The 13,124-nt window shown below is 60.8% G+C and carries 3 protein-coding genes; all 3 read right to left on the reverse strand.

Features of this window, described 5'->3' with window-relative positions; all coding sequences use genetic code 11:
• Nucleotides 1-63: 63 nt before the first annotated feature.
• Nucleotides 64-8,490 carry an ESPR-type extended signal peptide-containing protein gene (locus AC13GI_RS13755; RefSeq protein ID WP_482996584.1) on the reverse strand — a complete coding sequence of 2,809 codons (8,427 nt, stop codon included), beginning with the start codon at nucleotides 8,488-8,490 and terminating at the stop codon, nucleotides 64-66.
• A 463-nt stretch (nucleotides 8,491-8,953) separates the two neighbouring features.
• Nucleotides 8,954-10,165, reverse strand: a complete 1,212-nt coding sequence (locus AC13GI_RS13760) for an EAL domain-containing response regulator (RefSeq protein ID WP_482996585.1) — start codon at nucleotides 10,163-10,165, stop codon at nucleotides 8,954-8,956.
• Entirely contained in the window at nucleotides 10,162-12,987 is a 2,826-nt protein-coding gene (locus AC13GI_RS13765; protein ID WP_482996586.1) for a response regulator, read from the reverse strand. The genes AC13GI_RS13760 and AC13GI_RS13765 overlap by 4 nt, the downstream gene beginning before the upstream one ends.
• Nucleotides 12,988-13,124: the final 137 nt, after the last annotated feature.

Raw genomic sequence — 13,124 nt, forward strand, 5'->3', positions numbered from 1 at the left:
GAAAAAGCCCGCGGTCTTGCGACCGCGGGCTTGGCTTATCACTACATCTTCACAGAGTGCTACTTACCAGCTGAAGCCGGCACCGGCCGACACGCTCTGGTCGCTGCCACTGAATGCGCCACCCAGCGAGACCGAAACGTTCTTCTTCTCGCCCAGGATGCGCTGGTAACCCACCGCCAGGGCAGTGCGACCGTTCTGCGAGCCAACACCGGCGCCCAAGCGGTTGTCACCATTCAGGCCGGCTGTATTGATCGCCATACCAGCATAAGCCGCACTGATGGCGCCCATCCGGTCGATACGCTTGTCCACCGCCTGGAAGCGACTGTTGGACCAGTCCTGAGCGGCTTTGAAGCGGTCATCCATCTGCTGCAGGTTGACAGCGTCGGTACTCTGAGTGCCAGCGGCTACGTTGCTGATGACACGCTCCGCACCCACCGTACCGACCGACACCTCGTTGTCACGGCTGGTGGAGGAGCCGCTGCCGATGGCAACAGAGCTTTCATTGGTCGCCTTGGCACCCTCACCGATGGCAACCGAACCAGTACCGCCGGCGGAGCTGCCTTCGCCGACACTGATCGAACCGGTACCACCAGCGGAGCTGCCGCTGCCGACGCTGACCGAGTTGTTGCCACCGGCCGAGCTACCGCCACCGACGCCGACCGAGCTGTTGCCACCGGCCGAACTGCCACCACCCACGCTGATCGAGCCCGTACCTTCGGCCGAACCACCACCGATGGCCACAGCGCCCTCACCCGCGCCCGGGGCCACCAAGCCGCCTTCAGCACTGCCGGTTCCACCGGTAGAGCCGCTACCATTGCCGCCACTGCCCGTCGCAAGGGAACCGTCGGCGATGCCCTTTTCGATAGTGCCCACGCGCCCATCCAGTCCGTCGATCTTGCCCTGCAGCGCGTTCTTCATCTCAAACAGCTGGCCGCCGTTGATGGCTTCCATGCTGCCGGTACCGATGACGCCGTTGGCCACATTGGCCAGCACAGTGCCATGAGTACCGCCCAAGGTGGCACGCGACAGGTCGGCGCCGTCATAGGTCAGCACGCTGAGCGTCTGGCCGCTGACCGGGTCGATTGCTCCAGCCGCACGCAGCTGGGCAATGGTCACTACGTCGTCCTCTTCGGTGCCGTTAGCCACGCCGCTGACGCGACGCTTGCCTTCGGTGCCTTCCATGTCCACTACGCTGCCGCCCTGCGCCGTTGCAACCTGGACGTTGCCGGTGGTCTTGTCGAGGGTGACCAGACCCGCCGTACCGTTGGAGAGGTCGCTGACGGTGGTGCCCAGGCTGCTGAGTTCAGCAGCGTTGGCGGTGGTGCGGTTATCGATGTTGGTGGTGCGCTCATCGATGTTGGTGATGGCATCGCCGAAGTTGTTCACCGTCTTGCCGTCCACGGTGTAGCTCGGCTGCGATACGGTACCGTCCGCATTGACGACTGACCCGCCACCAAGGGCGTTGGCAACACTCGCTGCGGTGCCCTTCAGCTGCGACACGTTCACTGCATCACCATCGGCCGTTCCTGCTGACACGTTGGCCAGCGTGCGTGCTTCGCCGTCGCTGTTGGCGAAATCCACCGTGCTACCTGCCTGAGCCGACGCTACCTTGACCGTGCTGGACGACGCATCGAAGGTAACCAGACCACTGGTGCCCGCCGAAAGTGCTTCGTACTGCTTGGTCAGGTTGGTCACGCTGGTGCTGTTGCCCGTGACACGGCCATCCAGATCCGTCAGCGAGGTATCCACCGCTCCGAACGTATCACCGACATTGCTGTAGCTCTTGCCACCGATGCTGAAGCTCGGTGCGGTGATGGTGCCGTCGGCTGCCACTGCGGCGCCACCGCCGATCGCACTGGCTACGCCCTTGACCTGGGCCACGTTGGCCGCGTCGGTATCGGCGGTGCCGGCCTTGACGTTGGACAGAGTGGTGCCTTCGGTTCCGCCCAGGCTGACCGTGCCCTTGTCCGAATCGGTGTAGGCCACGGCCAGCGGATTAGCTGCGCCACCACTGCCACTGTTCTCGCCGACGTACTTCTTCAGCTGGCTGAAATTGACAGCATCGGTTTCGGCGGTGCCGGCAGCCACATTGGTGATCTGCCGCTCGTTGTTCAGGCTACCGACCGACACCGTATTGGCACGCGTATTGGTCGTGTTGCTGCCCAGCGACATCGCATTGATTGCACCTGCACCCACGCTGGCGTTGCGGCCAATCGCCATGGCGTTCACGGCTGTGACGTCGATGTTGGCGAGGGTACCGATGGCTACTGCATTGTCAGAGGTGGCCCGCGTGCTGTTGCCCAATGCGACCGCGTTCATGCCGGCCGCCCGTGCGTTGGAACCGGCTGCGAGGGAGAAGCTACCGGTGGAACGGGCGCCGTTACCCAGGGCGGTAGTGTTGTTCCCTTCCGCGCGGGCCGAGCCCATTGCAAGCGCACCTTGTCCTTCGGCAAACGAGTTGCCACCGATCGCAGCAGCCTGTGAGCCCTGGGCATGAGCGGTCGCGCCGATGGCAGTTGCAGTACTGCCGATGGCGCTGCTCGAGGCACCAATAGCAACAGCGGAGTTGTTCAGATCAACGAACGCCGCGTCGGAGCCTTCCGGCGCATCGATCTTGAGGAACGAGTCGTCCACAGTGCCTCGCGCATCCAGCGCGGCAACCCGGGTGCTCACATCCTTCAGCGCGCTCTGGGTACGGGTGCTCTGGGTGGACACCATCGAAACCAGCTGGCCGTAGGTAGCTGCATCGTTGTCGTCTTCACCGCCAGCGACGTTGGTGATGCGACGCTGCAGGTTGGCGCTGCCGACAGACACGACGTTGTTCCCGTCAGCGACCGAGTTGATGCCGATGGCTACCGAACCAAACCCGTTTGCCTTGGCCGCCGTACCGCCACCCTTGCCACTGAACCATGGGTTGGTCGTTGCAGCGGTCAGCTGACTGACGTTGACCGCGTCAGTGGCATCCACGCCGGCAGCCAGGTTCTTCAGCCGCACGGGTGCACTCCCAGCGGCGCTGCCCAGGGTCACCGAGCCATAGTTGGTGGAGCCGTCCGCGTTCTGGCCGTACACAACAGCGGCCAATGCGTTCCCCTTGTCATCCACCAGCCCAGTGTTGGCGATCTTTTCGTCCAGCTGCTTGGTACGTCCGTCCAAGTCATCCAGCGAAGTGTTGACCGCGCCAAAGGCACTACCCACGTCACCGTGCTTGACACTGCCCACGGTATAGCTGGGCGCGGAGAGGGTGCCGTCTGCATTGACGGTCGAACCACCACCCAGGGCAGCAGCCACGGAAGCGGCGTTGCCATGCAGCTGAGCGCCGTTGATGGCGTCAGTGCTGGTTGCAGTCACGGCACCGGCGGCCACGTTGGACAGCTTCACCGGGGTGCCCGACTCGCCCAGCGTGATCGAAGCGTAGTCGGTCGAACCGTCACTCTTCTGGTCGTAGGTCACCGCCGCGATAGCATTGCCCTTCTCGTCCATCAGGCCACTGCCGGCCAACTGTTCGGCCAGGTCATTGGTACGGCCATCCAGATTGGACAGCGAGGTGTCAACCGCGCCCAGGGCGCCGCCGATGGAGGCATGAGTGCTGCCGCCAACGCTGTAGCTCGGTGCCGAAAGGGTGCCATCTGCATTGACGGTCGAACCACCACCCAGGGCCGCAGCCACGGAAGCCGCATTGCCGTGCAGCTGAGCGCCGTTGATGGCGTCAGTGCTGGTGGCATTCACGGCACCAGCGGCCACGTTGGACAGCTTCACGGCGGTGTCGGAGTCACCCAGCGTGACCGAAGCGTAGTCGGTCGAGCCGTCCTCCTTCTGATCGTAGGTCACTGCCGCGATGGCATTGCCCTTCTCGTCCACCAGGCCACTGCCGGCCAACTGCTCGGCCAGGTCATTGGTGCGGCCATCCAGATTGGACAGCGAGGTGTCAACCGCGCCCAGCGCACCGCCGATGGAAGCATGATTGCTGCCGCTAACGGTGTAGCTCGGTGCCGAAAGGGTGCCATCTGCATTGACGGTCGAACCACCACCCAGGGCAGCAGCCACGGAAGCGGCGTTGCCATGCAGCTGAGCGCCGTTGATGGCGTCAGTGCTGGTGGCAGTCACGGCACCAGCAGCCACGTTGGACAGCTTCACTGCGGTGCCCGACTCGCCCAGCGTGATCGAAGCGTAGTCAGCCGAGCCGTCCTCCTTCTGATCGTAGGTCACTGCCGCGATGGCATTGCCCTTCTCGTCCACCAAGCCACTGCCGGCCAACTGCTCGGCCAGGTCATTGGTGCGCCCATCCAGATTGGACAGCGAGGTGTCAACTGCGCCCAGCGCGCCGCCAATGGAGGCATGGGTGCCGCCGCCAACGGTGTAGCTCGGTGCCGAAAGGGTGCCGTCTGCGTTGACGGTCGAACCACCGCCCAGGGCAGCAGCCACGGAAGCGGCGTTGCCATGCAGCTGAGCGCCGTTGATGGCGTCAGTGCTGGTGGCAGTCACGGCACCGGCGGCCACGTTGGACAGCTTCACTGCGGTGCCCGACTCGCCCAGCGTGATCGAAGCGTAGTCAGCCGAGCCGTCCTCCTTCTGATCGTAGGTCACTGCCGCGATGGCATTGCCCTTCTCGTCCACCAAGCCACTGCCGGCCAACTGCTCGGCCAGGTCATTGGTGCGCCCATCCAGATTGGACAGCGAGGTGTCAACTGCGCCCAGCGCGCCGCCAATGGAGGCATGGGTGCCGCCGCCAACGGTGTAGCTCGGTGCCGAAAGGGTGCCGTCTGCGTTGACGGTCGAACCACCGCCCAGGGCAGCAGCCACGGAAGCGGCGTTGCCATGCAGCTGAGCGCCGTTGATAGCGTCAGTGCTGGTTGCAGTCACGGCACCGGCGGCCACGTTGGACAGTTTCACTGCGGTGCCCGACTCGCCCAGCGTGATCGAAGCGTAGTCAGCCGAGCCGTCACTCTTCTGGTCGTAGGTCACTGCCGCGATGGCATTGCCCTTCTCGTCCACCAGGCCACTGCTGGCCAACTGCTCGGCCAGGTCATTGGTGCGCCCATCCAGATTGGACAGCGAGGTGTCAACTGCGCCCAGCGCGCCGCCAATGGAGGCATGGGTGCCGCCGCCAACGGTGTAGCTCGGTGCCGAAAGGGTGCCGTCTGCGTTGACGGTCGAACCACCACCCAGGGCAGCAGCCACGGAAGCCGCATTGCCATGCAGCTGAGCGCCGTTGATTGCTTCGGTGCTGGTGGCCGATACGGCGCCGCCCTTCACATTGCTGATCGTAGTGCCGTTCTCACCTGCCAGGGCAAGCCCAGCCTTGGTTTCATCAGCGTAGGAAACAGCCAGCGGGCCGCCACCGCTTGCACCGACCATGGTCTTCAGCTGGCTGAGGTTGACTGCATCGGTGTCAGCCGTAGCAGCAGCCACATTGGTGATCTGCCGCTCGTTGTTCAGGCTGCCGACCGACACCGTATTGGCACGCGTGTTGGTCGTGTTGCTACCCAGCGACATGGCATTCGTTGCGCCGGCACCCACGCTGGCGTTTCGCCCGATCGCCATTGAATTGACGGCCGTCACGTCGATGTTGGCAAGAGTGCCGATGGCCACCGAGTTATCGGAGTTAGCACGCGTGCTGTTGCCCAGCGAGACCGCGTTCATGCCAGCCGAGCGTGCGTTGGCACCTGCAGCCAGAGAGAAGCTGCCCGTAGAGCGGGCGCCGTTACCCAAGGCGGTAGTGTTGTTCCCCTCTGCGCGGGCCGAGCCCATTGCCAACGCCCCCTGGCCCTTTGCGTAGGAGCCACCGCCAATTGCTGCGGCCTGCGAACCTTCGGCGGAGGAGGCAGCGCCAATAGCTGCAGCAGCGCTGCCGATCGAGCTGGACGAGGCGCCAATAGCGACTGCGGAGTTGTTCAGATCCACGTACGCGGCATCCGAACCCTCCGGCGCGTCGATCTTGAGGAACGTGTCCTCAACACCGGCCCTGGCACTCCGTGCGGTCAACGCCGACAGCCGGCTATCGACATCCTTCAGCGCACGCTGGGTCGTCGAGGTGGCGTTGCCCACCAGAGCAGTGACCTGACCATAAGTTGCGGCGTCGCTCTCTTCCTGCGCCGAGGCAACATTGGTGATACGACGCTGAGCGCTCTTCGAGCCAACGGACACTGTATTAGCCTCGTCAGCTACCGAGTTGATGCCCAGGGCCAGCGAATTGAAGCCGGTGGCCCTGGCCGCCACACCACCACCCTTGCCAGCTACGTAGTTGTTTTCAGCCGGCGAAGCGCTGGCTACAGCGGTATTCAGCTGGTCCAGATTGACCGCGTCGCTACCCTCGGTGCCCGCAGCCACATTCTTCAGCTGTACGGCACCGGTTCCATTGCCCAGCGTCACCGAGCCGAAGTTCGTGACACCCTTCAGATCCCGATCATAGCTGACAGCCGCAATTGCCTTTCCATCTGTAGCCACCACACCGCTGTTGACCAGCGTTTCCTTCAGGGCGATCGTGCCCGCATCGAGGCTGCTCAGCGCATCACCCAAGCTGCTCGTCTCTTTGCCGTCAACCACGTACGTAGGCCCAGTAACGAGGCCAGTCGTTGCGTCGATGGATGCGCCACCGCCCAGCCCCGCCACCAGCGGCTTCAGCTGGCCGAGGTTGACAGCATCAGTATCAGAAGTGCCCGCAGCCATGTTGACGAGGCGACGCTTCGTGGTGGTGTTGCCAATTGACACAGTGTCGGCGCTATCGGCCACAGAACCATAACCAAGCGCAACCGAGCCCCTAGCCTGCGCGTTGGCGGTCGCGCCCAGCGCAGTCGCGTTCGTTGAGCCGCTAGCCGCCCGGTCACCAAGCGCAGTTTGTGAGCCTTGTCCGGACGCAGTGGTGGAATTCACACCGATCGCAGTCGAGTGATATCCGGACGCAAGTGCAGAAGCGCCAATGGCGACGGAGGCCTCACCCTCAGCCTTTGCGCTGAGCCCGATGGCGTAGCCATTGATGCCCGTCGCTGAAGCCCCCACAGTTCCCCGGGAATTTGCTGCGAATTCCTTGTTGTCCACTTTGCCTTTCAGCTGCGCAACATTCACTGCATCGGTGTCGGCGGAGCCATTTGCAACATTCTTCAGTGTGACGTTACCAGTCCCGTTTCCGAGTGTGACGGCGCGATAGTTGGCAGCGCCCTTGGCATCGACATCATACGCAACTGCCGCAATGGACTTGCCATCGGCAGTTACCAGGCCGCTACTGGCAAGCGTGGCCTTCAACGCGGTTGTGTTGGCATCCAAGGTGCTCAGCGCGTCCCCCAAGTTCGTCTTATCCTCTCCGTCCACCTTGTAGGTGGGACCGGTGACAATACCGGTCACAGCATCGATGGCGGCACCTCCACCCAATCCGGCAACCAATGGGGTCAGCTGACCCACAGTGGCAGCATCCGAAGCAAGTTTTCCGGCATCGACATTGACGATGCTGCGCTTTGTCGTGGCATTACCAACCGAAACCGTACCCGCAACGTTAGCGACCGAGTGATTTCCGATCGCAATCGCCTCTTCGGCGGTCACACTGGCATCATTGCCAATTGCAGTGGCGTAATTAGCATTAGCCCTGGCAACGTTGCCAACTGCAACAGAGCGAACGCCAGTCCCCTTTGCGCCGGTACCTATTGCGACCGCCGCCACGCCGCCCTCGCTACCAACGCCAAGCGAGATCGATTGAAGAGCTGCCTTGGCGCCGGGCAACATCGCAATTGCATTCTCAGCGGCAACCGCTGAGCTTCCAACGGCGATACCGGCCGGGCCGGTAACAGTGCCGCCATCCAACGAGGTGTTGAAGACGCTAATGGCACGGGAACCCTGTCGCGCAGAAGGCGAAGGCTGGCACTCATCATTGCCAATGGCGATGACGTCTCCATTCTCGCATTCGAGCTGACCGGGCGATTCTGCGGCCATCGCGGATCCCGCCGGCAGTGCAAGCACGATGGCCATTGCTGCAGCCAGTCGAGTGCGGCTCTTCTTGCCGCGAGAAGCCGTAAGCTCATGGGCAACAGCCCATGTTCCAGTTGATGTATTGAAGATCAGCTTGTAGACAAAGTTCATCAGATTTTCCCAGGAGCTGCGTAGACTGCAGCGCGAAGTAGAGGGGGAGCCATGGTTCCGGTTTGTCCGGATAGGACCATCCTCGCCATCTGGCACCTCTAGAGAAATCAGCAGAATCCTAAAGACAGGTGGCTTAGCCTTATTGATCGGTGCGATATCAAGCATATTCAGCTTCAGCCAGTGCATCGTCTGACCGAAAACCTGTGATTTGGACGGAATTCTGTGACTCACCGTCCCGCGCTGCATCTGTCTTTCGCATGGCATTGAAAAGCTCTGTTGAGCTGATGCAACGATTGACAACGAGGAGTAGGGCGAGCTCTCGCGTGGCGTACCCACTTGCAACACGGCGAAGCTCTTCCCGCCTTCGATCAATTTTTTGAACCTGGGATCGCCGCCCGGCAGACTATCGGGACGTCTGCGCATACAGGCTCATTTGAGACATGCACAAGGTGCGCCAGCTTCTCCCATACAAGAGCACAGCCGCTCACAACCTTGCACTCACCTGCCTCGTGAACTACGACGCATGCTTATGGCACTACGACTTGTGGATCATCAGCCAGGCGTCAAGCATGATCACAACACCTGACCAACGAGCCTGACGGACAGCTATCAATAGTCAGGAACTTGAACCCACACGCCTAGGCAGGTCTCTCGGCATGCGCGCGCAGCCGAAGATGGCACTATCAAGGGAGAAACCCATCTAAGTACATCGCCTTACTCACCCCATGGCCGGCCATGACGAGCGGACCCACAAGCCTGCGGGTCATCTCTGTCCTCATACCCAGGTGTGGCTCGACTACTCAGGTAGGGCTCGACGCGACTCCGAGACTGTCAGAGGACCGGACTGCTTGTTGTGTAGTGCCAGCTCGATAGCCATCCCTTGCACTTATTGACCCTCAGAGTGGTCACCCGGTTTCTCTGCATCCAGTAGAGCGGCGAACGCTTTCACCGGAATGGCCGGCGATATGAGAAAACCCTGCACTTGTGTGCAACCAAGGTTTCGGAGCGTCGCGAGCTCTTCGTCGGTCTCTACACCCTCCGCAACGACGTTCAGACCAAGTCTGCGGCCCAACGAAATCACTGTAGCCAAGGCACTGTGCAATGCACTGTTCTCAGCGCAGCCTTTCACCAAGGCTCGATCAATCTTGACTTCAGTGAAAGGTGTACTGACAAGGTTGTGTACCGAGCTAAGCCCTTGCCCAAAGTCGTCTTGCGCTAAACCGAATCCTTTCATGCGCAAGCGACAAGCACCGGCGTAGTAGTCGCTGACGTGCTGGGTGGTGCTGCTTTCCATCAGCTCAAAGCACAAGTCTGCGGGTAACCCGCCCTGCTGCAGGGTCAACGCTAGCAGTTCATCGGGCAGACTGCTCTGTTCTAGCAGGTGCGGCGGCAGATTTATTGAAACCGGAACACGAAAACCTCTCTCCCTCCACACGGCCTGAGCACGGATACTCGCGGCGAGTACGTGGCGCAGCAGCGCCAATTCCAAGGCATTGGACTCGATGAGCGGCAGAAAGCGCCCAGGTGAGACTGTCCCCAGCTCGGGGTGACACCATCGCACCAGCGCTTCGGCCGCCTCTAGCCTTCCCGATTCCAGTGACTTCTTCGGTTGGAACCAGACCGTGATTTCCCCACTAGCTATGGCGCTACAAAGCTCTTCACGGGTGACGTTTAGCGGTGAGTCAATGGGCGCAGATGGGACGGGGCCTTTAAAGCGATACTGATCTAGTAGGCCCATCACATCTGCGACGTCACCGGGCGAGATCGGCTTCTGCAATACGGTTAGCACGGTAAGACCAAGCGACTCCGCCATTAGGCGGGCGGATGCCATCATCCGCTCTGAGGCCGAACTCACTAACACTAGCGCTGGCTTTTGCTCCTGCGCCGCCAAGCTCTGAATGAACTGAATTCCATCCACTCCTGGCATCATCAAATCTGTCACCACCAAGTCGTAGTTGCGCCATTGGCACATCGCCAGAGCATCGGTCCCGTCACCGGCGGTGTCGGAATAGATGCCCGGCAGAGCATTGAATAGGCTGGCCAAGAAGCCGCGCTGGAACGGCTGATCTTCCAGGATAAGCACTTGGGGACTGGTCATGCCGGCGCTCCTTGGATAAGCCCGCTCAATGCGTGATGAAGCGTGCTCGTGCTAATCGGCTTAACGATGTAGTCGATCATGCCACTTGCAAGACAGCGCATACGATCATCTGATGTGGCACTAGCTGTGGCCCCAATCACCGGAACTCCAATTTCCTGTTCACGCAGGGCCTGAATCAGTGCATGCCCGTTGAGCCGCGGCATGTTGATGTCGGTCAGAACAACGTCAAATGCCTTAGCCAGGCACAGCTCTAATGCCTGCTGACCGTCAACGGCGGTGACCACACTGCAACCCAGCGACTCCAACTGCTCCTTCAGAATTACCCTGTTGATTGGATTGTCTTCTACCACCAGCACCCGGAGATTCAACTTGGCAGGCAGTTTATTGGCACTTGGCAGAGCCGGACGATTACCTTGTTGCAGTTGTGCGAGCGCGTTAGCGATGGCGCGGATGCTGAAGAGGCTGACAGTCAGGCGTTCGGGATTCGCTGGGTCGACATAAGCCAAGTCGCCAGCATCGGGAAGCGCCGTGACCTTGGGACCCGGCCAGTAGATTGGCATCTCATCGCGCGGAGCGACATCGAGCAGGATCGCATCCTGTTTGTCAGCCGACGGCGCCCCGGCCGCATAGAGGCGCACGCTGGCTCCCCACCGCTCGAGCCACTTACGCCCACTGGCAGCAAGCTCAGGAATTGTGCATCGAAGATAGATGATCGGGTTCGGCAACAGCTCCGGCATAGCTTCATCGGTGCCTTTCGACTTAGCAAGTGCCATTGGCAGCACCACGCTGAAGCTGCTACCTAGACCCGGCTCACTGACCAGGCGGATTTCTCCATTCATCAAGCGAACCAATCGATCACTGATCGACAGGCCTAATCCCGTGCCTTCCATTCGGCTGTGCACGCCAACTTGTCGGAATGGTTCGAAAAGGTCAGCATGCTCGCTCGGAGCGATGCCAATCCCGGTGTCGGTGACCTGCCAGTTGATCGAAACACTATCGCCGTCGCTGCCCACCTGTTTGACGCGCAGAAAAATTTGCCCGCCCTCCGTAAATTTGATTGCGTTGCTCAACAGGTTGCCCAAGATCTGACGTATCCGTCCGGCATCGCCCAGCACTCGATCCGGGAGTTGCGGGTCTGCGCAGACTAGGATCTGTAGATTTTTCCGAGCTGCCGCTGCCGCATATGCGCGCAAAGTGGATTCGGCCAAGTCCAGCGGCGAGAAGGGCTCCACGCTGAGAGAGAACTGACCTGATTCGATCTTTGAGACATCCAAGATGTCGCTGATCAGCTGCAATAGCGTAGAAGATGATTGCTGGATGGTGTTCAAGTATTGGGTCTGCCGGCAGTCCAGGCTGGTGTTCTCCAACAGCTCAAGCGTCCCAAGCAGCCCATATAGAGGCGTCCGAATTTCATGGCTCATGGTAGCTAGGAATATGCTCTTAGCTTGACTAGCTTGATCGGCCGATATCTTGGCGGCCGACAGTGCCGCCTGGACTTGACGGTGGCGACCTATATCGTTGAAAACGCATAGGAAAACATCTTCACCCTGGTAGCGGGTGCGCGTACCCAATACTTGCAGTTGACGGCCCACCCGCGTCGCGTATTCGACAGTTCGCCGCTCGTCCGCGGCGCTGCACACGCTCTGACGCCAGCTGCCGATCCAATCGGCTGCATTGGTGTCGCTCCCCAGCCAGTCGCGGGCGAGATGATTCTCCAACAGCACTCTGCCATCGTGGCCATGCAGTACGCACACTCCGACAGGTGCCATCTCAATGACCGTGCTGGCAAAGTCGAAACTCTCTAACAGATGTTGATGCTGCCGCAACGAAGGCTGAATCAAGTGCCGATCGATGCGTTTGAACAACGCATGCAGAGCGATGATGGCCCCCGCGCACATAAACAGCGACGCGACCAAATGCAGGGCGATGTCGCCGAGCAGCAGGCTCATGGGAAGACGGTATAGGAGGCGCCATCCATCCTCTCCGACTCCCTTCAGCAGAGCCAGCCCCCCTGGGCGAAGATCATGCCAGATCCAGCCAAATGCATCTTTAGGATGACTTTGCAGCCACCTCGTGGGCAGCGTGTGGCTTCCTTTGGCGAGTACTGCTTGGTTGCGCGCATCCAGAAGAGCAAAGTCACCAATGCCCCCTCCGTCGATCATCTGAGACATGGCCCTAGAATCCAAGGCCAGTACTAGCCAATGTCTAGGATCCGATCCATCTTCAATTTCCCTGTAGATGTAGATCGGCGCGCCGGCGCGGACCGGGGGCAACCAGTGCACTCCCATGTTGCTAGGTGAATTCATCGCATGGGCACGCAGAACCTCTGCGCTCAGCCCACTAGCAGACGCCGCTGCGTCCTCGTACTGACTGGGAAGGGCTGCGCGCACCACGGCTGGTGCGCTACCGACGTGTATCAGCTGCACATCAAATTCGGCCAGAGTTTGCTTTGCTCGTTCTGGCAGCAGCAGAGTTAAGTCACCCCCACTACGCGATCTTCCCAGTTGCAGGTCTTGCACGCTTGAATCCGGTACCTTCCGGCTAGTAGCGATGTTGCGCTCTGGCGCGGGTGATTCGACCACAGAATCAATCAAGTGGTTGAGCAGGGCCTCGCGCTGATCTACATAGAGCTGAGCCCGATAGGCAGCAGCATTCATATCGCGTCGATGCACCGAGACGTCATCCCCCAACTGAGCTAGTACGTAGAAGGAGGCAGTGCCCAGCAGACAGAGAAGCGCGCACAGCGACAACCAGCGCAACAGAACCGTGGCCGCTACGGACGGGGCGTTAGTGGAAGGGTGCTGCGGCAGGAGGCGATGCATGGCAGCATCCTAGAAGGCTGTACCGAGCTACTCCATCAGGCGATCCCTAAAAAGATGCAGACTGCCGGAGGCTTAAGAAATTGATGACCAGTACCGTCCGTATGACAAGCGCGGCAGCAACTCTGCGACGAGGGATC

This window comes from Stenotrophomonas sp. 82F1 (genome assembly GCF_056861525.1).

Bases quoted from the DNA above. Each gene is read 5' to 3' on its own strand.
- AC13GI_RS13755 (WP_482996584.1), bottom strand. From the start codon at position 8,490: ATGCGCAGACGTCCCGATAGTCTGCCGGGCGGCGATCCCAGGTTCAAA.
- AC13GI_RS13760 (WP_482996585.1), bottom strand. From the start codon at position 10,165: ATGACCAGTCCCCAAGTGCTTATCCTGGAAGATCAGCCGTTCCAGCGC.
- AC13GI_RS13765 (WP_482996586.1), bottom strand. From the start codon at position 12,987: ATGCATCGCCTCCTGCCGCAGCACCCTTCCACTAACGCCCCGTCCGTA.